The sequence below is a fragment of the Streptomyces colwelliae genome, from assembly GCF_048158785.1.
In the GTDB taxonomy this organism is placed as follows: domain Bacteria; phylum Actinomycetota; class Actinomycetes; order Streptomycetales; family Streptomycetaceae; genus Streptomyces.
The window spans coordinates 1-21633 of sequence record NZ_JBLTJC010000119.1; the positions used below are offsets into that span (position 1 = coordinate 1).

General features: G+C 67.3%; 20 protein-coding genes. 9 read left to right on the top strand and 11 right to left on the bottom strand.

The features are described from left to right. Positions 1-694: 694 nt before the first annotated feature. Positions 695-1330: an HAD family hydrolase gene (locus tag ACNFOC_RS24295; RefSeq protein WP_416961236.1), complete on the bottom strand. Its 636-nt coding sequence runs from the start codon at positions 1328-1330 to the stop codon at positions 695-697. Between the two features lie 195 nt (positions 1331-1525). Here ACNFOC_RS24295 and ACNFOC_RS24300 point away from each other — a divergent pair, with 195 nt between their 5' ends. Continuing rightward, entirely contained in the window at positions 1526-2392 is an 867-nt protein-coding gene (locus tag ACNFOC_RS24300) for a GNAT family N-acetyltransferase (protein WP_416961221.1), read from the top strand. A gap of 69 nt (positions 2393-2461) precedes the next feature. Here the strand turns inward: ACNFOC_RS24300 and ACNFOC_RS24305 are convergent, their stop codons facing one another. Together ACNFOC_RS24305 and ACNFOC_RS24310 are read right to left on the bottom strand one after the other, a co-directional pair. Beyond that, complete coding sequence (locus ACNFOC_RS24305; protein WP_416961222.1) at positions 2462-2887, bottom strand: GlcG/HbpS family heme-binding protein; 426 nt, start codon at positions 2885-2887, stop codon at positions 2462-2464. A gap of 139 nt (positions 2888-3026) precedes the next feature. After that, positions 3027-4235, bottom strand: a complete 1209-nt coding sequence (locus ACNFOC_RS24310; protein ID WP_416961223.1) for an MFS transporter — start codon at positions 4233-4235, stop codon at positions 3027-3029. 141 nt (positions 4236-4376) lie between these two features. Between ACNFOC_RS24310 and ACNFOC_RS24315 the strand changes: the two genes are divergently transcribed. Beyond that, complete coding sequence (locus ACNFOC_RS24315) at positions 4377-4835, top strand: MarR family winged helix-turn-helix transcriptional regulator (protein ID WP_366494815.1); 459 nt, start codon at positions 4377-4379, stop codon at positions 4833-4835. A gap of 39 nt (positions 4836-4874) precedes the next feature. Continuing rightward, entirely contained in the window at positions 4875-5327 is a 453-nt protein-coding gene (locus ACNFOC_RS24320; RefSeq protein WP_416961224.1) for a GNAT family N-acetyltransferase, read from the top strand. A gap of 76 nt (positions 5328-5403) precedes the next feature. Here ACNFOC_RS24320 and ACNFOC_RS24325 read toward each other — a convergent pair whose 3' ends face one another. Then, on the bottom strand, positions 5404-6789 hold the full coding sequence (locus ACNFOC_RS24325) for a serine hydrolase domain-containing protein (protein WP_416961225.1): 1386 nt from the start codon (positions 6787-6789) through the stop codon (positions 5404-5406). An 85-nt stretch (positions 6790-6874) separates the two neighbouring features. Next, entirely contained in the window at positions 6875-8353 is a 1479-nt protein-coding gene (gene dnaB / locus ACNFOC_RS24330) for a replicative DNA helicase (protein WP_026150108.1), read from the bottom strand. A 459-nt stretch (positions 8354-8812) separates the two neighbouring features. On the opposite strand from dnaB, the gene ACNFOC_RS24335 reads away from it, so the two are divergent. Continuing rightward, positions 8813-10150, top strand: a complete 1338-nt coding sequence (locus tag ACNFOC_RS24335; RefSeq protein WP_416961226.1) for an MATE family efflux transporter — start codon at positions 8813-8815, stop codon at positions 10148-10150. A 188-nt stretch (positions 10151-10338) separates the two neighbouring features. Here the strand turns inward: ACNFOC_RS24335 and rplI are convergent, their stop codons facing one another. From rplI to rpsF, 4 genes are all read right to left on the bottom strand, one after another. Further along, on the bottom strand, positions 10339-10785 hold the full coding sequence (gene rplI, locus ACNFOC_RS24340) for a 50S ribosomal protein L9 (protein ID WP_019073380.1): 447 nt from the start codon (positions 10783-10785) through the stop codon (positions 10339-10341). Between the two features lie 18 nt (positions 10786-10803). Further along, entirely contained in the window at positions 10804-11040 is a 237-nt protein-coding gene (gene rpsR / locus ACNFOC_RS24345; protein WP_006381652.1) for a 30S ribosomal protein S18, read from the bottom strand. Between the two features lie 57 nt (positions 11041-11097). Then, positions 11098-11703, bottom strand: coding sequence for a single-stranded DNA-binding protein (locus ACNFOC_RS24350; protein WP_416961227.1), 606 nt, complete (start codon positions 11701-11703; stop codon positions 11098-11100). Positions 11704-11780: 77 nt separating this feature from the next. Next, positions 11781-12071: a 30S ribosomal protein S6 gene (rpsF, locus tag ACNFOC_RS24355; RefSeq protein ID WP_006604399.1), complete on the bottom strand. Its 291-nt coding sequence runs from the start codon at positions 12069-12071 to the stop codon at positions 11781-11783. 276 nt (positions 12072-12347) lie between these two features. Between rpsF and ACNFOC_RS24360 the strand changes: the two genes are divergently transcribed. From ACNFOC_RS24360 to ACNFOC_RS24370, 3 genes are all read left to right on the top strand, one after another. After that, positions 12348-12662: a hypothetical protein gene (locus ACNFOC_RS24360; RefSeq protein ID WP_406457566.1), complete on the top strand. Its 315-nt coding sequence runs from the start codon at positions 12348-12350 to the stop codon at positions 12660-12662. Positions 12663-12841: 179 nt separating this feature from the next. Next, the gene (femX, locus tag ACNFOC_RS24365; protein ID WP_416961228.1) at positions 12842-13963 is read left to right on the top strand and encodes a peptidoglycan bridge formation glycyltransferase FemX; all 1122 of its coding nucleotides are present in this window, start codon (positions 12842-12844) and stop codon (positions 13961-13963) included. An 83-nt stretch (positions 13964-14046) separates the two neighbouring features. Continuing rightward, positions 14047-15078, top strand: a complete 1032-nt coding sequence (locus tag ACNFOC_RS24370; RefSeq protein WP_416961229.1) for an alanine racemase — start codon at positions 14047-14049, stop codon at positions 15076-15078. 80 nt (positions 15079-15158) lie between these two features. On the opposite strand, the gene ACNFOC_RS24375 is transcribed toward ACNFOC_RS24370, so the two are convergent. After that, a complete protein-coding gene (locus ACNFOC_RS24375) occupies positions 15159-16667 on the bottom strand; it encodes a glycosyltransferase family 87 protein (RefSeq protein ID WP_416961230.1) in 1509 nt (502 codons plus the stop codon). A gap of 127 nt (positions 16668-16794) precedes the next feature. Further along, a complete protein-coding gene (locus tag ACNFOC_RS24380) occupies positions 16795-19038 on the bottom strand; it encodes a transglycosylase domain-containing protein (RefSeq protein ID WP_416961231.1) in 2244 nt (747 codons plus the stop codon). A gap of 734 nt (positions 19039-19772) precedes the next feature. Between ACNFOC_RS24380 and ACNFOC_RS24385 the strand changes: the two genes are divergently transcribed. Beyond that, on the top strand, positions 19773-20459 hold the full coding sequence (locus ACNFOC_RS24385; RefSeq protein ID WP_033285749.1) for a PadR family transcriptional regulator: 687 nt from the start codon (positions 19773-19775) through the stop codon (positions 20457-20459). A 44-nt stretch (positions 20460-20503) separates the two neighbouring features. Further along, positions 20504-21586: an inositol-3-phosphate synthase gene (locus ACNFOC_RS24390; protein WP_019055136.1), complete on the top strand. Its 1083-nt coding sequence runs from the start codon at positions 20504-20506 to the stop codon at positions 21584-21586. The last annotated feature ends 47 nt before the right edge of the window (positions 21587-21633 follow it).

The following is a 21633-nucleotide window of genomic DNA, read 5'->3' on the forward strand; positions in this document are numbered from 1 at the left end:
GCCATGGGCTGGGCGGGAGTTGAGCGCCGCTGGGCCGTCACGACCGAAGGTATTCGCTCCTGCCCTGGCCCTACGTCCCGCTGAGCGGCGTGCCCGTCAGGATGGGACGCGGTGCCGTCGCCACTCGGAGCCGGCGGAGTTGATAGGGCTGGTGGAGTCGATGGGACCACTGAGGCCGCTGGGGCCGAACTCTCCGTGGGCGAAGGCCCTTTGCTCCCCGCTGCCGCGCCCCTGCGGACCGGACGCAGCACGGCCGGACGCCGTCCCTCCGTCGTCCCACGCTCTTCGCCCGGAGGCACCTCCGGCTGCTTGCGCGGAGTGAACCAGCCGCCTCCGCCGCTGCCGCCGGACGTGCCGTTGTCGGCCGACGCGGTGGTCGGAGCGTCCATGGTGTGCCTCGCCTCGAACATCTTTCGGTCGGTCTGCGCGCTTCCTCAGCCGGAACCTGCGTGCGTTCCGCGCGGACGGCTTGTTTCTCCCCGTTCGATCAAGCTGCCGATACAGCCATATCCAACCCACATTCCCACTGCGTACGGACAAGTAAGGCGAGAGTGTGACATTGCCCGCAGTACTCTCACGCGGCGCCCAGCTCCGGACAAGAACCGGAGTCGACCCTACCGGCCCGTGCTCCGCACACAAATGCCGCCTCGCTCCCCCGCGAAGAGAGGGAGGAGCGAACCATCGATTCCCTCAACTACCGGGCGCCGCGCACCAATTCATAGGCATCCCACAGATCCCGCCCCTCATAGGAGTGGGTCGCGAGACCCGACAGATGCCGATCCGCGTTGACCGCGACAGAGACGGGCACGGCACCGAACAGGTCCTTGTCCGACATCGAGTCGCCGTACGCGACGCAGTCCGCCCTCGTCACGCCGAACTCCTCGCACAGCCGATCCGCGATCACCACCTTGGCAGCGGAGTTGAGGACTCCGGCCAGGTCCATGGACGGCGCGGTGAACGGCACGGCGGGGAAAAGCGATCCGTGTGCCGCATGGGCACCCCAGCCCGTGAGCCGTTCCACAAAGAAGGAGGGCGAGAGCGATACGACGGCGCAGTATTCGCCGGCGCTCCTGATCTCGGCCCAGACCTCCCGGATCCGCGCCAGCCAAGGGGCCCCTTCGAAGGCCGCCGCCACATGCGCCTCGGTGAGTTCCGCCCACAGCGTGTACACGCGGGTCGCATACTCCGGTGGCCCGATCAGCCCGGCCGAGATCGCCTGCTCGAGTTCCACCGTCTCGGATTCCAGGCCGAGTTGACGGGAGATCTCCAGCGGCGCGCTGGTTCCGTGCAGCAAAGTGCCGTCGAGGTCGAAGAGATGAAGTCTCGCCATGAGCCACGAGGTTAGTGGGCGGAACTGTGGCACCTTCCGCGAGGCCGCCGGATGCTCGCCGTTCGCCGGTGTTTCACGTGAAACATCCGGCTTCTGTCGGTACGTTGTGCCGCTGATCACGACATGGCCAAAAGCACGTACGTCTCACCGGAAACAGGTGGACGCCGACAACGCACGTCAGACAGCCTGACCTGCGTGCCGACTCCTTCCCTCGCCGCTCTGCCCATCCGCCGACTGACGCTCCGCGATCGCCTCGCCTGCGCCGACTTGTCCGAGGACCGGGGGTGGCCACGCGAGGAACACAAGTGGGGCTTTCTCCTCAGCGCCGGGAAGGGCTACGGCATCGACGCTCCGGAGGGCGGCCTCCTCGCGGCATGCGTCACCACGGAATACGGCCCACAGGACCGTCCGGATCTGGTTGCGATCGGCATGGTTCTGGTCGCCGAGCGGTACGCCCGTCAGGGCGTTGGACGCCGGCTGATGCAGCACCTGGTCTCGGCGATGGGCACCACACCACTGACCCTCCATGCGACGCCGTACGGCCGCCCGCTCTACGAGGAGCTCGGCTTCAAGGCGACCGGCCGGGCCGAGATGCTGCTCGGGCACTTCACACCTGATGGATCGGAATCCGGGATCGCCACCCGTGCGGCCACGGCAGAGGACCTCACCGGCATCGTGCGCCTCGACGAGGCGGTGTTCGGCACCGATCGCACGCCCCTCATCGCGCGACTGCCCGCTTTCGCCGATCAGTTGCGCGTGGCGGAGGAGAACAGCCGGATCATCGGGTACGCGGCCGCGTGGCCCAACATGGACACGCATGTCGTGGGCCCGCTGATCGCACAGGACACCGAGACGGCAAAAGCCCTCCTCGCATCGCTCGCCGCCCGCACCGACCGTCCGCTGCGCACCGACATCGATGTACGCCACGAAGAGCTGGTGTCCTGGCTGAAGGAACGCGGTCTGGCTTCCGTCGCGTTCAACGCCGTCATGACGTACGGGATCGCGGAGCTGCCCGGCGACTGGACACGGCGGTTCGCTCCCCTGACGGTCGCGGCCGGCTGACGGCTTCCGGGTACGGGGAACGCCGGCTCCCGACCTGACCGGGAACCGGCGTTCCGTCATCGCCGAACGTCAGGCGAGCGTCTCTACGGCCGCCTGGGCGAAGCCGTGGTCCTGCGTCGGCGCGCCGCCACCGACACCGATCGCGCCGATCAGCCGGCCGTCACGGTGGACCGGGATACCGCCCGCGATGAACAGCAGCGGCCGGTCGAGCGCGGTGGGCAGGGTGTGGAAGAGGCCTCCGGGCTGGACGGCGTCGACGAGGTCGGCGGTGGGGGCGTTCAGCTGAAGCGCGGTGTACGCCTTGCGGGTGCTGGTCTCCCCGGAGATCAGCACAGCCTGGTCGTCCCGCCGGAAGGCGAGCAGGTGGCCGCCCGCGTCCAGCACGGTGATGCTCACGGTGACCCCGGCGGCCGCCGCGGCACGGCGGGCCTCGGCGACGAGCGCTTCGGCGTCCTGGATGGTCAGCGGGGCTACGGCGGTGGTGGTGGTGCTCATCAGGGTTTCTCCTTGCGGGTGTTGCTGTTTCTGGTGTTGGTCGAATGGCCGAGGCCGACTGTTGGTCGGATGGCCGAGGCCGGCGAGGATGCACGGGGACGGCCCTGGCCCCGCGTCTCCCCGCTCCGGCCAGGCAGGGTCAGTGGTGGACTGCGGCCCGCGGCTCGCTCGGTGTACCGCTCGCCACCACCGCGCCGCGGGCGTCGGTGCGGCGCTCCAGGGCGGCCGAGAGGATCGCGAGGACCAGGGCGGCCGCGGCGAGGACGGCGCCGACCCAGTTCGGGGCGGTGTAGCCGAAGCCGGCCGCGATGACGATGCCGCCGAGCCAGGCGGACAGCGCGTTGCCGAGGTTGAAGGCGCCGATGTTCACGGCGGAGGCCAGCGTCGGGGCGCCGTGTGCCTGGTCGAGGACCCGCTTCTGCAGCGGCGGCACGGTGGCGAAGCCCAGGGCACCGATGAGGGCGATGGTGACGGCTGCCGCGATCTTGTTGTGCGCGGTGACCGTGAAGAGCGCGAGCACGACGGCCAGGGCGCCCAGCGAGACGTACAGCATGGGCATCAGGGCGCGGTCGGCGAACTTGCCGCCGACGAGGTTGCCGCCGACCATGCCGAGGCCGAAGAGGACGAGCAGCCAGGTGACGGAGCCGTCGGCGAAGCCGGCGACGTGGGTCATCATCGGCGCGATGTAGGTGATGGCCGCGAAGACGCCGCCGAAGCCGAGGACGGTCATCGCCATGGCGAGCAGAACCTGGGTGTTCTTGAAGGCGGCCAGTTCGTGCCGCAGTTGCACGCCCTCGGGCTTGGGCAGGTCGGGCACCAGCTTGGCGATACCGGCCAGGCCGATCACACCGAGACCCGCGACGATGGCGAAGGTGACGCGCCAGCCGACGGACTGCCCGACGAGGGTGCCCAGCGGGACGCCGACGACATTGGCGACGGTCAGTCCGGTGAACATCATCGCGATGGCTCCGGCCTTCTTGTCCGGGGCGACCAGTTCGGCCGCGACGACCGAGCCGATGCCGAAGAAGGCGCCATGGGCGAGCGAGGCGACCACGCGGCCGATCAGCATCACGGAGAAGCTGGGGGCGACGGCGGAGAGCAGGTTGCCGAGGATGAACAGGCCCATCAGCAGCATCAGCATCCGCTTGCGGGGCACCTTGGTGCCGAGAACGGTCATCAGCGGGGCGCCGATCACCACACCCAGCGCGTAGCCGGTGACCAGCAGTCCCGCGGTGGGGATGGAGACCCCGAAGTCACCCGCAACCTGGGGCAGCAGACCCATGATCACGAACTCGGTCGTTCCGATTCCGAAGGCCCCGATCGCGAGGGCCAGAAGCGCGAGAGGCATATGGAGGTACCCTTCCCAGAAGATTGCAGGAGCACTTTGCCTGCGTTCACAATAGTTGCAGACGCGGGCTATATGCAAGCGCAGACTATTTCACCTGTGCTCTATCCTGGGTTCAGCCGCTCCGGGACGGAGGAAACGCCAATGACAGCGACGGACCCCGCACTCACCGCCCTCGCCCAGGGCTGGTGCGCCCTCTCCTTGCTGCACGGAAGGATCGAGGCGCACATCGAGCGCGCCCTGCAGGCCAAGCACGACCTGAGCATGCGCGAGTACTCGCTGCTCGACGTGCTCAGCCGGCAGCACGACGGTGACGGGGGCCATCTGCAGATGCGGCAGGTCGCCGACGCGGTCGTCCTCAGCCAGAGCGCCACCACCCGGCTGGTCACCCGGCTCGAGGACCGCGGCCTGCTCGCGCGCTACCTGTGCCCGACCGACCGCCGGGGCATCTACACGAACGTCTCCGAAGCCGGCCTCACCCTGCTCGAAGAGGCCCGCCCGACCAACGACACCGCCCTGCGCGAGGCACTCGACGCAGCGGCCACGAACCCCGAACTGGCGCCACTGGTCCGGGTCGTGGAGTCGATGAACGTGCCCGCGTAGGTCCGGCCCGCTCCGCACGCCTCTGCCTAAGGTGTGGCCATGGGAGATCTTGAAATACGAGCCGCGGTCACCGAGGACGTCCCCGCCATCGTCGGCATGCTCGCCGACGACCCCCTGGGTTCCCAGCGCGAGTCACCGGACGACCTGACGCCCTACCTGGCCGCGCTGGACCGCCTGACCGCCGACCCGAACCAGCACCTCGCCGTCGCCGTGCGCGAGGGCCGCGTCGTCGGCACTCTCCAGCTCACCGTCGTTCCGGGGCTGTCCCGCAAGGGCGCCACCCGCTCGATCATCGAGGCTGTACGCATCCACGCGGACGAGCGGGGTAGCGGCCTGGGCACACAGCTCATCGAGTGGGCGATCGCCGAATCGCGCCGCCAGGGCTGCCAGTTGGTTCAGCTGACCTCTGACATCACTCGCACCGACGCCCACCGGTTCTACGAGCGGCTCGGCTTCACCGCCTCACACGTGGGCTTCAAGCTCCCGCTCTGAAGAGAGCGAGGCATCCTGCCGGCAGCGGGAGGCGACATGTTTCACGTGAAACACGACGCCTCCCCGGCTGTGGCGGCTAGCGGATCCCCCGCCACCCCTCCGGGTCCACCCCGCCCGGCACGGAACCGCTCTCGTCGTACGGCTGACGCGTGAAGACGAACGATCCGAGGTCCAGGTGGGTCAGGGACCCGTCCGGGCGCCGTACGGGCCGTAGGAGCTCTCCAGCGTAGTAGCCCTCCAGCCCGGTCCAGGTGCCGTCGCCGTTGGCCCGGAAACGCGAACGGCGGCCGCTACCCGCCAGCGGCTCCAGCGAGGCCCCGCCATCAGCGGTCAGCCGCAGGGCGAAACCGTACGTGCCCCAGTACCACTGACCCGCCAACTCCAGTGTCTCGGCGTCGATTTCAGGCATCGGGCGCCATGGCTCGGGAATCCGCGGCTCGGCCTCGGCGACGATCCGGACGAGATCGGCGCCCACCGATGACACCAGGGGACCCGAGGTGCAGTTGGCCAGCACGACGGCCGCGACGTCGTCGGCCAGGCTGATGCTGAGGTTCGCCAGGAAGCCGGGCAGCGATCCGGAATGGCCGACGAGCAGCCGGCCATCGCGGCGCTGGACCTGTAGGCCCAGACCGTAGGCGGAGCCGTCCACGACATCGGCCGCCTCGGCCGGTGCCGCTGGGGTCCGCATCTCGCGTACGGACTCCGCGCTCAGAACCCGGTCGTCTCCGTTGGCCAGGAAGACGGCGAACCGCGCCAAGTCGCCGGTGGTGGACCAGAGTTGACCGGCCGGTGCCATGCGGCCGAGGTCCTCGACCGGTTCCGGCAACAGCGCGTCGGCCCACGGATGCACCGCCCAGCCACCCGCGTGCGGCGCCTGCGGCTGAGCACTCGTACGGTCGAGGCCCAGAGGTTCGAGCACTTCCCGCCGGAGTACGTCCTCCCACGGGGCACCGCGCAGTTCCTCGACGAGCGCGCCCAACACCGTGTAGCCGGGGTTCGAATAGTGGAACCGGCGGCCGACCGGATGCAGCAGAGGCTGTTCACCCAGCACATCGCGGAGTTCCGGACGCAGGGAACCCGGTGTCCGCTCCCACCAGGGCGCGGGCGATTCAGCCGCCAACCCGCTTGTGTGCGCGAGCAGTTGGGCGATGGTGGCCTCCCCCGCGCCGGTGCCCGGCAGATGCTTCTCCAGCGGGTCACCGAGGTCGAGGACGCCCTCGTCGCGCAGTCGCAGCACCAGGACGGCGGTGAACGTCTTGGTGATCGAGCCGATCCGGTACTGCACGTTCTCGTCCGGCCCGTGCCCGTCCACCGAGGTCCGCGCGCCGTGCCACACGGCCCGCCCGCCCCGCACCACCGTCGCGACCAACGACGGCGCCCGCCCCTCGGCCTGGGCCACGGCGATCCGATGCAACAGCGCCCGGCGCGTACCGGGAAGCAAGTCGTCCTGAGATGTCGTCATGCCCCCAGTCCATCCGGCGGGACGGCCGTACGTCGAGCACATTTCTCGGGACACGGCACCGGAGCGGCCGCCAGCAGTCGCCCGGTCAGGTCTGCGCCATGTCCACGAAGCGCGAGTAGTGGCCCTGGAAGGCGACGGTGATCGTCGCCGTCGGGCCGTTACGGTGCTTGCCCACGATGATGTCTGCCTCGCCCGCGCGCGGCGACTCCTTCTCGTACGCGTCCTCGCGGTGCAGCAGGATGACCATGTCCGCGTCCTGCTCGATGGAACCGGACTCACGCAGGTCGGACACCATCGGCTTCTTGTCCGTGCGCTGCTCGGGACCACGGTTCAGCTGCGAGAGCGCGATCACCGGGACCTCCAGCTCCTTGGCCAGGAGCTTGAGGTTTCGGGACATGTCCGAGACCTCCTGCTGACGGCTCTCCTGTCGCTTGGAGCCACCGGCCTGCATCAGCTGCAGATAGTCGATGATCACCAGCTTGATGTCGCTGCGCTGCTTGAGCCGACGGCACTTCGCGCGGATCTCCATCATCGACAGGTTCGGGGAGTCGTCGATGTAGAGCGGCGCGGACGACACCTCGGGCATCCGGCGCGCCAGCCGCGTCCAGTCCTCGTCGGTCATGGTGCCGGAGCGCATGTGGTGCAGGGCGACTCGGGCTTCGGCGGACAGCAGGCGCATCGCGATCTCGTTGCGCCCCATTTCGAGGGAGAAGATGACGCTCGGGAGGTTGTTCTTGATCGACGCCGCGCGAGCGAAGTCGAGCGCGAGTGTGGACTTGCCCATGGCGGGGCGGGCCGCGATGACGATCATCTGGCCCGGGTGCAGACCGTTGGTGAGCGAGTCGAGGTCGGTGAACCCGGTGGGCACACCCGTCATCTCGCCGCTGCGCGAGCCGATCGCCTCGATCTCGTCGAGCGCGCCCTCCATGATGTCGCCGAGCGGAAGGTAGTCCTCGCTGGTCCGCTGCTCGGTGACCGCGTAGATCTCGGCCTGGGCCCGGTTGACGATCTCGTCGACGTCGTCGTCGGCCGCGTATCCCATCTGGGTGATGCGGGTGCCGGCCTCGACCAGGCGGCGCAGGACGGCGCGCTCGTGGACGATCTCCGCGTAGTACTCGGCGTTCGCCGCCGTGGGAACGGTCTGGACGAGCGTGTGCAGATACGATGCGCCGCCGACCTTGTTGATCTCACCGCGCTTGGTGAGTTCGGCGGCGATGGTGATCGGGTCGGCCGGCTCGCCCTTGGCGTAGACGTCGAGGATCGCCTGGTAGATCGTCTCGTGCGCGGGCTTGTAGAAGTCGTGGCCCTTGAGGACCTCGACGACGTCGGCGATGGCGTCCTTGGACAGGAGCATGCCGCCGAGCACGGACTGCTCGGCATCGAGGTCCTGCGGCGGCACGCGTTCGAAGGCCGAACCCGCGCCCTCCCACTCGCCGCCCTCCCTGCCGCGGTCGTGCTGCTCGTCCCGGCCGCGGCCTCCGTCACCGCGCCGTCGGGAAGCAGGCAGACGATCACTTGGACCGCTCTCGGCCCACGGGTCGTCCAAGGGCTCGGAAATACTCACCGAGCCACCTCCTCCCGTCCGCCGAGCGGACCTCGCCGTGCCCCTTATTTCTACGGCACGGCACTGACAAATGAAGCGCCCAACTCCGGTACGGGCGCGTCGGTTTTGTGATGTTTCTCAGGCCGACGGACGGAGCGGGCGCCGGTCCACCGTAGGCCCGCGGGCACCGTCAGCCAATCTGGTTATCCACAGGCCATGTGGACGACGGCCCGGATGCTGTGGAGAACCCGCCAAAACCTGTGCACGACCCGGTGGACAGCCCTGTGAACAAGACCTCGCCACTTCCATAGCAACTGCTCTGACCTGCATCTTTCCCATCCACCGGCTGTGCAGAAGAAAAACTTTCCACATCGGACCAAGATCGCTTCGAACAGTGCGCGAGAGGACACGAGGCGAGATCAGAGGTAAGGGTCACAAAGCAATTGCATCTCTTACCTGTGGACGATTAGATTAGTGCTCATGACACAGGCTCCCGCGGCCACCAAGGCCACCCGACGACAGCACGACCGAGAGATCGTCACGCTGGCCGTCCCGGCCTTCGGCGCACTCGTCGCCGAGCCCCTTTTCGTCATGGCCGACAGCGCGATCGTCGGCCATCTCGGCACGGCACAACTCGCCGGACTCGGAGTGGCATCCGCCCTCCTGACGACAGCCGTGAGCGTCTTCGTCTTCCTCGCCTACGCCACCACAGCGGCGGTAGCCCGACGCGTCGGCGCGGGTGACCTCCAAGCCGCCATCCGCCAGGGCATGGACGGCATCTGGCTCGCTCTGCTGATCGGCGCCACCGTCATAGCCGTCGTCCTCCCTTCGGCACCCGCTCTCGTCGACCTCTTCGGCGCCTCGGACACCGCCGCCCCCTACGCGACGACCTATCTGCGGATCTCCTCCATCGGCATACCGGCCATGCTGATCGTCCTCGCCGCCACCGGAGTCCTCCGCGGACTACAGAACACCAAGACACCGCTCTACGTCGCCATCTCAGGCTTCGTCGCCAACGGCGTCCTCAACGTAGGGCTCGTCTACGGCGCCGACCTCGGCATCGCCGGTTCCGCCTGGGGCACCGTCATCGCCCAGTGGGGCATGGCTGCCGTGTATCTCGTCGTGGTCATCCGCGGAGCCCGCCGGCACGGCGCCTCCCTCAGCCCGGACATCTCAGGGATACGGGCCTCAGCCCAGGCCGGCGCGCCTCTCCTCGTGCGCACGCTCTCCCTGAGAGCGATCCTCCTGATCGCCACGGCTGTCGCGGCCCGCCTCGGGGACGCCGACATCGCCGCGCACCAGATCATCCTGTCCCTGTGGTCTCTGCTGGCCATGGCGCTCGACGCCATCGCGATCGCGGGCCAGGCCATCATCGGCCGTTACCTCGGTGCGGACGATCCCACGGGTGCCCGCGCCGCATGCCGTCGCATGGTGCAGTGGGGGATCGCCGTCGGAGTGGTGCTCGGTCTCCTCGTGATCCTGTCCCGCCCGCTTTTCCTCCCCCTGTTCACCAGTGACCCCATCGTCAAGGACACCGCCCTCCCCGCCTTGATCATGGTGGCGCTCTCACAGCCGATCTGCGGTGTCGTCTTCGTCCTGGACGGGGTACTGATGGGCGCGGGAGACGGGCCCTATCTCGCAGGCGCGATGGTGGTGACCCTGGCCGTCTTCGCTCCAGTGGCCCTGCTCATACCGATCCTCGGCGCCGGACTGACCGCGCTCTGGGGAGCGATGACCCTGATGATGACGGTGCGCATGCTGACGCTCCTGCTGCGCGCCCGTTCGGGGCGCTGGGTCGTCACGGGCGCGACCCGCTGATCGTTTCACGTGAAACACCGCGCACTGTCATGTTTCACGTGAAACATGAGCGCCGTAGCGCCGCACCGAACGCAACACACGGGCCACGCGCGCATGTCCCATCCCGGAACACAGCAGACCCGGAACACGGCAGAGGGGCCGCACCCCAACGGGTGCGGCCCCTCTCTCAGCTATGCCGAGTGCAGCGATCAGGCTGCGATGACCTCAATGTTGACCTTGGCGGCAACCTCGGGGTGCAGACGCACGGACGTCTCGTGGGCGCCCAGGGTCTTGATCGGGGCAGACAGCTCGATACGACGCTTGTCGACCTCGGGGCCACCGGAAGCCTTGATCGCGGAAGCGATGTCGGCCGGGGTGACGGAACCGAAGAGACGACCGGCGTCGCCGGAGCGGACGGCCAGACGAACCTTGACGCCCTCGAGCTGGGCCTTCACGGAGTTGGCCTGCTCGATGGTCTGGATCTCGTGGATCTTGCGAGCACGACGGATCTGCTCGACGTCCTTCTCGCCACCCTTGGTCCAGCGGATAGCGAACTTCCGCGGGATCAGGTAATTGCGAGCGTAACCGTCCTTGACGTCGACGACGTCGCCCGCGGCACCGAGGCCGGAGACCTCGTGGGTGAGGATGATCTTCATTAGTCGGTCACCCTTCCCTTATCGCGCGGTGGAGGTGTAGGGCAGCAGCGCCATCTCACGGCTGTTCTTCACAGCCGTGGCGACGTCACGCTGGTGCTGCGTGCAGTTGCCGGTAACGCGGCGGGCACGGATCTTGCCGCGGTCGGAAATGAACTTCCGCAGCATGTTCGTGTCCTTGTAGTCCACGTACTGGACCTTGTCCTTGCAGAATGCGCAGACCTTCTTCTTCGGCTTGCGCACAGGCGGCTTCGCCATGGTGTATCTCCTGTGTGATCAAGAAGTGTGGGTACGACCCACCCTCGGCCCGAAGGCCTAGAAGGGGGGTTCGTCCGAGTAGCCGCCGCCACCGCCGCCACCGCTGGCGCCGCCGGAGCTTCCACCCCAGCCGCCACCGCCGCCGCCGCCCTGGTTTCCACCGGCAGGAGCGCCGGTGGCCCACGGGTCGTCGGCGGGAGCGCCGCCGGCCGGCTGACCGCCGCCGGAGTTTCCACCCCAGCCGCCGCCACCCTGACCGCCACCGCCGAAGCCGCCGCCCTGGCCACCGCGAGCGCCACCGGCGGTCTTGGTGACCTTGGCCGTGGCACTGCGCAGGCTGGCGCCGACTTCTTCGACGTCCAGTTCGTAGACCGTGCGCTTGACGCCCTCACGGTCCTCGTAGGACCGCTGCTTCAGCCGGCCCTGCACGATGACGCGCATGCCTCGCTGGAGCGATTCGGCGACGTTCTCCGCCGCCTGACGCCAGACCGAGCAGGTGAGGAAGAGGCTTTCGCCGTCCTTCCACTCGTTCGTCTGGCGGTCGAAGGTGCGGGGAGTGGACGCGACACGGAACTTCGCGACCGCCGCACCGGACGGGGTGAAGCGCAGCTCGGGGTCGTCGACAAGATTGCCGACGACCGTGATGACGGTCTCGCCTGCCATGGGGGAACCTCTCGGCGGGTTTGCTGCTGGCTGCTTGGTGCTGCTACTCGAATCCCGAGATCAGCTGAGCTAGATGCTCAGTGGGTCTCGGGGCGGAGGACCTTGGTCCGGAGGACCGACTCGTTCAGGTTCATCTGGCGGTCGAGCTCCTTGACGACCGCAGGCTCGGCCTGCAGGTCGATGACCGAGTAGATGCCCTCGGGCTTCTTCTTGATCTCGTACGAGAGACGACGACGGCCCCAGGTGTCGACCTTCTCGACCTTTCCGTTGCCCTCACGGACGACGGAGAGGAAGTTCTCGATCAGGGGGGAGACAGCGCGCTCCTCCAGATCGGGGTCGAGGATGACCATCACCTCGTAGTGACGCATGTAGAACCCACCTCCTTTGGACTCAGCGGCCACGGTCGATCCGTGGCAGGAGGGTTGTGATGCGTAAGCAACAGTGTGTGCCAGTAAAACAGCCGCAACTGACATCGGGTGCCCCTCGCGGGGATTCCGAGTCGTGGCATGGGCAGACACCAGTGCAGAGGGTACAGAGTACCCGCACACCGGCTTCCGGTTGAAATCCGGTGGCGGAGAGCGTCAATCTGTACACATCGGGTGCGTCCGGCGCGACGATGCGCCGCCTTCCGCAGGAGGTGCCACATGGCACAGGCATTGCGACCCAACACCGCCGGTTCTCTTTTCGCCACAGACGGCAAGCCTCATCCGCTCCAGGACACGCTGCTCGCGGTGACCGTGGTGCTCGGGCTGACCGCGTTCATCACGGGGTTCTTCCACAACCTGCATCTGCTCAGCTCATGGGCCGGCCTCGTGGGGATCCTCACCGGCGCCTACGGGCAGTGGATCTCCGAGACGACGAGGGAGCGCTTCGGCCTGATCCTGGGTCTCGGTGCCGCGGGTGTCGGATTCTTCCTCGGCATGGCGCACGGCGGTCTGTTCGGCGGGGTCATCAACTGACGCGCCGGACGCCGTAGTCCGAACTCCGCGTAAAACAGCACGGAACGCCTTGGCGGCCAACAGGCCGAGGCGAAGGTTGCATACGCCCAGTCGGGGCGCTCGCAAGGCGCAGTAGGCTTCGGCGCGAGAGCCGGAGCCCCTGTACCCATGGGGACACACCAGCCCGAGGAGCGCCCCGAATGAGCCTGACCCTGAGGACCATCAGCCGTGAGCAGCATCTGGCATTCATCCAGAGCCTGCCCTCGGCGAGCCACATGCAGGTCCCGGCATGGGCTGATGTGAAGGCGGAGTGGCGCTCCGAGAGCCTCGGCTGGTTCGACGAGCGGACCGGCGAGCTGGTCGGCGCGGGTCTGGTCCTCTACCGCCAACTCCCCAAGATCAAGCGCTACTTGGCCTATCTGCCCGAGGGTCCGGTCATCAACTGGTTCGCGCCGAATCTGGACGACTGGATCCAGCCGATGCTGGCCCACCTGAAGCACCAGGGCGCCTTCTCGGTGAAGATGGGCCCGCCGGTCATCATCCGGCGCTGGGAGGCCACCTCCATCAAGGCCGGCATCCAGAACCCTGACGTGAAGCGACTGCGGGACATCGAGGCCGACTTCATCGAACCGCGCGCCTTCGAGGTGGCCGACAAGCTGCGCCGTATGGGCTGGCAGCAGGGTGAGGACGGGGGCGCCGGCTTCGGCGACGTCCAGCCGCGCTACGTCTACCAGGTGCCGCTGGCGAACCGCTCCCTCGAAGATGTCCACAAGAACTTCAACCAGCTGTGGCGCCGCAACATCAAGAAGGCCGAGAAGGCCGGTGTCGAGGTCGTCCAGGGCGGTTACCACGACCTCGAGGAATGGCAGCGGCTGTACGAGATCACGGCGGTGCGCGACCACTTCAGGCCCCGCCCGCTGTCGTACTTCCAGCGCATGTGGACGGCCCTCAACACCGAGGACCCCAACCGGATGCGGCTGTACTTCGCCCGGCACGACGGGGTGAACCTGTCGGCGGCGACGATGCTCGTGGTCGGCGGACACGTCTGGTACTCCTACGGCGCCTCCGACAACATCGGGCGTGAGGTCCGGCCCTCGAACGCGATGCAGTGGCGGATGCTGTGTGACGCCTACGCGCTCGGCGCCACCGTCTACGACCTGCGCGGCATCTCCGACTCGCTGGACGAGACCGACCACCTCTTCGGTCTGATCCAGTTCAAGGTGGGCACCGGCGGGCAGGCAGCCGAGTACCTCGGCGAGTGGGACTTCCCGCTGAACAAGCTGCTCCACAAGGCGCTCGACATCTACATGTCGCGCCGCTGACCTCACGCACTTCGCTTCGATAACGTCGACAGCTTCCATACTTCTGGTACACCGCAGCCACCCGAAAGGTTCCAGGTCCGGCCATGGCGCTCACGCTCTCCGTCGACACCGCGCGCTGGCGGGCGCATCACAAGCACGTTGCCGGGCAGTTCCCCGGGCTCGTCCCGGTCTGCAAGGGCAACGGCTACGGCTTCGGGCACGAGCGGCTGGCGGAGGAGGCGACGCGGCTCGGCGCGGACGTCCTCGCCGTCGGCACGACGTACGAGGCCGCCCGGATCAAGGACTGGTTCGGCGGTGACCTGCTGGTGCTGACGCCGTACCGCCGCGGCGAGGAGCCCGTGCCGTTGCCGGACCGGGTCATCCGCTCGGTGTCGTCCATCGACGGTGTGTACGGACTGGTGGGCGCCCGTGTGGTCATCGAGGTGATGTCCTCGATGAAGCGTCACGGCGTCAGCGAGCAGGAACTGCCGCAGCTCCACTCGGCCATAGAGAACGTGCGCCTGGAGGGCTTCGCCATCCACCTCCCGTTGGACCGCACCGACGGCTCGGACGCCGTCGAGGAGGTCATCGGCTGGATGGACCGCCTGCGGGCCGCCCGGCTGCCGCTCCACACGATGTTCGTGAGCCATCTCAAGGCCGAGGAACTCGCCCGGCTGCAGCAGCAGTTCCCGCAGACCCGCTTCCGGGCCCGTATCGGCACCCGGCTGTGGCTGGGGGACCACGAGGCCACCGAGTACCGCGGGGCGGTCCTGGACGTCACCCGGGTCTCCAAGGGCGACCGCTTCGGCTACCGGCAGCAGAAGGCGGCCTCGGACGGCTACCTGGTGGTCGTCGCGGGCGGTACATCGCACGGGGTGGGCCTGGAGGCCCCCAAGGCGCTGCACGGCGTCATGCCGCGAGCCAAGGGCGTCGCCCGCGCCGGCCTCGCCACGGTCAACCGGAACCTTTCCCCGTTCGTCTGGGACGGCAAGCAGCGCTGGTTCGCCGAGCCGCCGCACATGCAGGTGTCGATCCTGTTCGTGCCGGTGGAGGCGGCCGAGCCGAAGGTCGGCGAGGAACTGGTGGCCCATCTGCGCCACACCACCACGCAGTTCGACCGCATCGTGGATCGCTGAGCACTTCCGGAACTGCAGAAAGGCCGTACACGGACCCCTCCGTGTACGGCCTTTCGCGTGCCCTGTCGGCGGCTGTTCGCTCAGAGCGAACGGTCGGCCGGTCCCTCGCTGCCCCACTCCACCTGCGGTCCGTCGAAGGGGGCCGCGTGCCGCCCCGGACGGGCCGAGGCCCCGAGGACGAAGACGTCCTCCGCCCTGTCAAGCACACCTCCCGAGGGGTCGTCGTCGCCCGCCAGGCGCACCACGTCCCGCTCCGGCATGAGGATGTCGCGCACGATCACGGCACACAGGTAGAGCGTGCCCAGGAGGTGCAGGCCGATGGCCCAGTGGTAGCCGTCGGTCGGCAGGCCCTTGTGGGCGTCTCCGCTGGTCGTGTACGCGAGGTACATCCAGATCCCCAGGAAGTACGCCACCTCGCACGCCTGCCAGATCAGGAAGTCCCGCCACTTCGGCCGGGCCAGCACAGCCAGGGGGACCAGCCACAGCACGTACTGCGGCGAGTAGACCTTGTTGGTCAGGATGAACGCCGCGACGATCAGGAAGGCCAGTTGGGCGAAGCGCGGCCGGCGCGGAGCGGTCATCGTGAGCGCCGCGATGCCTCCGCAGCACAGCAGCATCAGCAGGGTGGCGAACGTGTTGACGGTGTCGGTACTGAGCGGGTCGGTGGAGTTCTGGGCCAGGATCAGCCAGAAGGACCCGAAGTCGACGCCGCGTTCCTGACTGAACGTGTAGAACTTCGACCAGCCGTCGAAGGCGAAGAGCATCACCGGCAGGTTGACCGCCAGCCAGGCGACGGCAGTTCCTCCCAACGCCTTCCCGAAGTCCCGCCACTTGCCCGCGCGCCAGCACAACAGGAACAACGGGCCAAGGAGGAAGACGGGATACAGCTTGGCGGCCGTCGCAAGGCCCAACAGGACGCCGAACGCGAGGGAACGGCCCCGCGACCACATCAGCATCGCCGCAGCCGTCAGAGCGACCGCCAGCAGGTCCCAGTTGATGGTGGCGGTCAGCGCGAAGGCGGGCGCCAAGGCGACCAGCAGGCCGTCCCAGGGGCGGCGGGCGTGCGTGCGGCTGACGCATACGACGATGACGGCCGCGCACACCATCAGCATCCCGGCGTTGACCATCCAGTACCACTGTTCCTGGTGCTGGATGCTGCCGCTGCCCGGCGTGAGCCAGGCGGCCACCTCCATGAACACACCGGTCAGCACCGGGTATTCGAGGTACTGCATGTCGCCGGGCAGCTTGTCGAAGTACGGCACGAGCCCGTCGGCGAAACCGCGCCCCTGATAGAGGTGCGGGATGTCCGAGTAGCACGCGTGCGTGTACTGCGAGCTGGCCCCGAAGAACCAACCGCTGTTGTAGCAGGGCGCCTTCTGGACCAGCCCGAGGGCGAAGACACCGATCGCCACCAACGCGACGACCCGTACGGGAGTCCACCAGGACGTCCCCAGGAGAGCACGTCGGCCGATGGGGCCACCGATCAGTTCACTACCGGCGGCGGAGACCTGGTCGTCCTTGGTCGGCCGTACCGGATCCGGCTCGTGCACGCTCGTGGGCGTCAGTTCTGCACTGGGCATGGGGCACATCCTGCCGTACGCACCTAGGAGTACGCCGAGGGCCGCCGCACCTCGTGGATGCGACGGCCCTCGTTTCACGTGAAACATCCAATGAAGGGTGTTTCACGTGAAACACCCTTCATTGGCGATATGGCAGCTAACCGGTTGAGCCTCCGAAGATGCCCCCATTGGCGTTGCCTCTACTGGTGCCGCTGGATTCCGTAGCAGTGGCCGTGTCCGTCGGCGTGGACGTCGCGCCTCCATCGGTGCCACCGTCGTCGCTGCACTGCCAGCTGAACTGGCATGACTCGGTCGCGGAAGGTGTCGTGCTCGGTGTCTCGCTGGGCGTTTCACTCGGCGTCTCGCTGGGCGTCTCGCTCGGCGTCACCACGGGCGTCGGAGTGGGCGTCGGAGCGCCGTCCTCGTTCGACACCTTGTCGATCTTGGTGGCGTCCGGGAAGCCGGGGTCGGACTTCCCCTTCAGCGCGGCCTCCATGTACTCGGTCCACACAGCGGTCGGGATGTCACCACCGTGGATGGACGCCACGCCTGCCGTGCCGTTCATGGAGAGCAGTTGGGCGTCCTTGGGGTTCTCCCTGAACATCGCGATCGACGTCGAGAGCTGCTGGGTGTAGCCGACGAACCAGGCCGACTTGTTGCTGTCGGTGGTACCGGTCTTGCCGGCTGCCGAGCGGCCCAGAACCTTCGCGTTCTCGGCAGTACCGTTCTGGATGACGTTCTCCAGGGTGTTCGTGACGTTGTTCGCCACGTTCTCCGGCATCGCCTGCTTCACGGCCGGCTTGGTGAAGCCGGTGACCGGCTGTCCACCCTCCTTCACGGCCGTCACCGAGTACGGGTCCGCCTGCTTGCCGGACGCGGCGAACGTTGCGTACGCGTCGGCCATCCGGATCGCGCTGGGGGTCGAGGTACCGATGGCGAAGGACGGGTTCAGCGTGGCGAAACTGTCGTCCAGTATCCCGGACGCCTTGGCGACGTCCCGCACCTTCGTGTTCCCCACATCCATGCCCAACTGCACGAACGGCGTGTTGATGGACTGCTCCATCGCCTTGCGCAGCGTGATGTAACCCCAGGGGTATTTGCTCTCGTTGTTCTGGTAGAAGATCGAGTTGTCCTTGTTCAGGACATACGTGCCGTCCTGGTTTCTGACCTTGAGATGGTCGTCGCCGTTGTACTTGCTGAGCGGCGAGATACCGACGCCGTCCGTCTTGTACGTGCCGTACTCCATGGCGGCGGCGAGCACGAACGGCTTCCAGGTCGAACCCACCGGGACACCCGAGGTGTCGGCGTTGTTCGTGAAGTGGCCGTTCTCGTAACCGTCGCCGCCGTAGAGGGCGACGATCGCGCCATCCTTGGGCACCACCGACGCCGCACCAAACTGGACGTACTTGTCCAGATCACGCTTCTTCGGATCGATGCGTTCCTTCTGGATCTTCTTGACGGCCGCGCTCAGTTCATTGACCTTGTCCTTCTGGAAGGTCGTGTAGATCTGGTAGCCGCCCTGGTCGAACTCGGTCTGCGAGATGTTCGAGTGGTTCAGGACGTACTTCTTGGCCGTGTCCACCAGGTAGCTGATCTGGCCGGTCATGCCCTTGGTCGCCTTGAGCCCCTGGGGCATCGGGTACTTCTTGATGGCGGTCTGGTACTCGGCGTCCGTGATGCGCTTGTCGTCGTGCATCTGCTCGAGGATCCAGGCCCAACGAGCCTCGGAGCGCTTGCGGTTGGCAGCGGAAGTCGCCGCGGGGTCGATGTTCGTGGCGCCGATCGGGTCGTAGTACGTCGGACCCTTCAACAAGGCCGCCAGGAAGGCGCACTGGCTCGGCGTCAGCTTGACCGCGTCCACGCCGTAGTAGGTCTGTGCGGCGGCCTGTATGCCATAGGCGCCGCGGCCGTAGTACGAGGTGTTCAGGTAGCCCTGCAGGACCTGCTGCTTGCTGAGCTGCGTGCCCACCTTGATGGAGATGAACATCTCCTTGAACTTGCGGGTGACCGTCTGTTCCTGGTTCAGGTAGGTGTTCTTGACGAACTGCTGGGTGATCGTCGAGCCACCTTGCGTCTGGCCGCCCTTGGCCATGTTGGCCAGGGCCCGGGCGATGCCCATGGGGTCGACGCCCGAGTCCGTGTAGAAGCTCTTGTTCTCGGCCGAGATCACCGACCACTGCATGGCTTCGGGGATCTGGGCGATGGTGATGTTCTGACGGTTCGCCCCGGTGCCCGTGGCGACCATCTGGTCGCCGTTGGACCAGTAGTAGACGTTGTTCTGCGACTTGGCCGCGGTGTTCTCGCTGGGGATGCCGACCATGGCGTAGCCGACGCCGACCGCGGCCACCAGGCTGCCGAAGAAGAACAGACACAGGCCGGAGACAAGCCTCCAGGAGGGCATCCAGCGGCGCCATCCGTACTTGTCGAAGCGCGGATAGTCGATGAACCGCTTCTTGCCGGGCGCAGGAGCGCGTCCTCTGCCCCGGCCGGGCCCGTTCGGGCCGCCGGGGCCTTGGCCGGCGGGCTCTCTGCGACGGCCGCCGCCTCTCTGGGCAGCCCGACGTGCTTCGGCGCGGCTGCCGTACTGGCGCTCTTCACCCCCCGACTCTGCGGGGTTCGACCCATAGGAGTCGGAGGGAGACCCGGTGGTGGCGCCTCGCGGTGCCGCGCGGCGGCCGGAGGTCGGTCCGGACTGGCCGCGTCGGGCCGCGGCACGTCCGCCTCCCTGCGGCTGCGGCGGTTTGCGACGGTGCTCGCTCATCGAACGATTACTCCTCGGGCAGGCGCATCCGTGCGCGCCTGGAAACGGCGGCTGGTTTCCGGTCCCCCCGAAGTACGGATGTGGTCGGTTCTGCATTCACCCGTACCGCACCGGGGACGATGACGCCCCCACGCGTCACTTGGTTCCCGGTGGTGTGCATGCCGCACAGACTACGCACCGTCAAAACCTGCTTAGCCCCGAAGTTCACCCCAAATCAGGCAACTTGATTCCAACTAATCAGTGATGTGACGCCGCTCACCATCTCCCCACTTGTCGCATCCGGAAGGCCGTTCTATCGTCTGGATGTATCGAGTCGATACATCAGCTCGGCATAAAGGCCGTCACGGTCGGACCGCGGACAGGAAGGGGCGACGATGAGCCGACGCTCAGGCATCCTCGAGTTCGCCATCCTCGGCCTGCTCCGCGAATCCCCGATGCACGGCTATGAGCTGCGCAAACGACTCAATACGTCACTGGGTGTGTTCCGTGCGTTCAGCTACGGGACGCTCTACCCCTGCCTCAAGACGCTGGTCGCCAACGGCTGGTTGATCGAGGAGACGGGGAACACCCCCGAGGACGCCCTTACCGCCACCCTCGCGGGACGTCGCGCCAAGATCGTCTACCGGTTGACGGCGGAAGGTAAGGAGCACTTCGAGGAACTGCTCTCGCAGACGGGGCCCGACGCGTACGAGGACGAACATTTCGCCGCTCGTTTCGCCTTCTTCGGGCAGACGTCACGCGACGTACGCATGCGCGTACTGGAGGGTCGCCGCAGCCGGCTGGAGGAGCGCCTCGACAAGATGCGCACCTCCTTGGCGCGGACCCGGGAGCGCCTCGACGACTACACGCTTGAGCTGCAGCGCCACGGAATGGAGTCCGTGGAGCGCGAAGTGCGCTGGCTGAACGAGCTCATCGAGAGCGAGCGAGCCGGACGGGACCTCAAGGGTCCCGCCTCCGGAGGCTCCGCTCAGCAGGACAGCACATCTGGGGAGTCGGGCGGCCTGCCCCGGCTCGGGGGCGCCACCCCCGGGCCGGATCCGTCCGACGAAACCACCACATGAGGTCCAGTCAGGGCCTCACCTCGCACACACAGGGAGCAACCGGAATGGGTTCGGTTCGCGTAGCCATCGTCGGCGTGGGCAACTGCGCCGCCTCACTGGTACAGGGCGTCGAGTACTACAAGGACGCCGACCCGGCGGCCAAGGTGCCCGGTCTGATGCACGTCCAGTTCGGCGAATACCACGTCGGTGACGTCGAGTTCGTCGCAGCGTTCGACGTCGACGCGAAGAAGGTCGGCCTCGACCTCTCCGACGCCATCGGTGCCAGTGAGAACAACACCATCAAGATCTGCGACGTCCCGAACAAGGGCGTCACGGTCCAGCGCGGTCACACCCTCGACGGCCTGGGCAAGTACTACCGCATGACGATCGAGGAGTCCGACGAGACCCCGGTCGACGTGGTCCAGATCCTCAAGGACAAGCAGGTCGACGTCCTGATCTGCTACCTGCCCGTCGGTTCCGAGGACGCGGCGAAGTTCTACGCCCAGTGCGCCATCGACGCCAAGGTCGCCTTCGTCAACGCCCTCCCGGTCTTCATCGCCGGCACCAAGGAGTGGGCGGACAAGTTCACCGAGGCCGGTGTCCCGATCGTCGGCGACGACATCAAGTCGCAGGTCGGCGCCACCATCACGCACCGCGTGATGGCGAAGCTGTTCGAGGACCGCGGTGTCCGTCTCGAGCGCACGATGCAGCTCAACGTCGGCGGCAACATGGACTTCAAGAACATGCTGGAGCGCGACCGCCTGGAGTCCAAGAAGATCTCGAAGACGCAGGCCGTCACCTCGCAGATCCCGGATCGCGACCTGGGCGAGAAGAACGTCCACATCGGCCCGTCGGACTACGTCCAGTGGCTCGACGACCGCAAGTGGGCCTACGTCCGCCTCGAGGGCCGCGCGTTCGGTGACGTCCCGCTGAACCTGGAGTACAAGCTCGAGGTCTGGGACTCCCCGAACTCGGCAGGTGTCATCATCGACGCCCTGCGCGCCGCGAAGATCGCCAAGGACCGCGGCATCGGCGGCCCGATCCTCTCCGCGTCAAGCTACTTCATGAAGTCCCCGCCGGTCCAGTACTTCGACGACGAGGCCTACGCCAACGTCGAGAAGTTCATCAAGGGCGAGGTCGAGCGCTAGGACCCGTCACCGGTCCGTTCGTCGAGGGTCCCCCGGCATTCCGCCCG

What these genes read in the sequence shown, in the direction of transcription:
- ACNFOC_RS24320 (WP_416961224.1), top strand. Translation starts at nt 4,875, where the DNA reads ATGGGAGATCTTGAAATACGAGCCGCGGTCACCGAGGACGTCCCCGCC.
- ACNFOC_RS24380 (WP_416961231.1), bottom strand. Translation starts at nt 19,038, where the DNA reads ATGCCCTCCTGGAGGCTTGTCTCCGGCCTGTGTCTGTTCTTCTTCGGC.
- ACNFOC_RS24350 (WP_416961227.1), bottom strand. Translation starts at nt 11,703, where the DNA reads ATGGCAGGCGAGACCGTCATCACGGTCGTCGGCAATCTTGTCGACGAC.
- ACNFOC_RS24315 (WP_366494815.1), top strand. Translation starts at nt 4,377, where the DNA reads ATGACAGCGACGGACCCCGCACTCACCGCCCTCGCCCAGGGCTGGTGC.
- ACNFOC_RS24335 (WP_416961226.1), top strand. Translation starts at nt 8,813, where the DNA reads ATGACACAGGCTCCCGCGGCCACCAAGGCCACCCGACGACAGCACGAC.
- ACNFOC_RS24295 (WP_416961236.1), bottom strand. Translation starts at nt 1,330, where the DNA reads ATGGCGAGACTTCATCTCTTCGACCTCGACGGCACTTTGCTGCACGGA.
- rplI (WP_019073380.1), bottom strand. Translation starts at nt 10,785, where the DNA reads ATGAAGATCATCCTCACCCACGAGGTCTCCGGCCTCGGTGCCGCGGGC.
- rpsF (WP_006604399.1), bottom strand. Translation starts at nt 12,071, where the DNA reads ATGCGTCACTACGAGGTGATGGTCATCCTCGACCCCGATCTGGAGGAG.
- ACNFOC_RS24325 (WP_416961225.1), bottom strand. Translation starts at nt 6,789, where the DNA reads ATGACGACATCTCAGGACGACTTGCTTCCCGGTACGCGCCGGGCGCTG.
- ACNFOC_RS24370 (WP_416961229.1), top strand. Translation starts at nt 14,047, where the DNA reads ATGGCGCTCACGCTCTCCGTCGACACCGCGCGCTGGCGGGCGCATCAC.
- ACNFOC_RS24375 (WP_416961230.1), bottom strand. Translation starts at nt 16,667, where the DNA reads ATGTGCCCCATGCCCAGTGCAGAACTGACGCCCACGAGCGTGCACGAG.
- ACNFOC_RS24310 (WP_416961223.1), bottom strand. Translation starts at nt 4,235, where the DNA reads ATGCCTCTCGCGCTTCTGGCCCTCGCGATCGGGGCCTTCGGAATCGGA.
- femX (WP_416961228.1), top strand. Translation starts at nt 12,842, where the DNA reads ATGAGCCTGACCCTGAGGACCATCAGCCGTGAGCAGCATCTGGCATTC.
- ACNFOC_RS24390 (WP_019055136.1), top strand. Translation starts at nt 20,504, where the DNA reads ATGGGTTCGGTTCGCGTAGCCATCGTCGGCGTGGGCAACTGCGCCGCC.
- rpsR (WP_006381652.1), bottom strand. Translation starts at nt 11,040, where the DNA reads ATGGCGAAGCCGCCTGTGCGCAAGCCGAAGAAGAAGGTCTGCGCATTC.
- ACNFOC_RS24305 (WP_416961222.1), bottom strand. Translation starts at nt 2,887, where the DNA reads ATGAGCACCACCACCACCGCCGTAGCCCCGCTGACCATCCAGGACGCC.
- ACNFOC_RS24385 (WP_033285749.1), top strand. Translation starts at nt 19,773, where the DNA reads ATGAGCCGACGCTCAGGCATCCTCGAGTTCGCCATCCTCGGCCTGCTC.
- ACNFOC_RS24360 (WP_406457566.1), top strand. Translation starts at nt 12,348, where the DNA reads ATGGCACAGGCATTGCGACCCAACACCGCCGGTTCTCTTTTCGCCACA.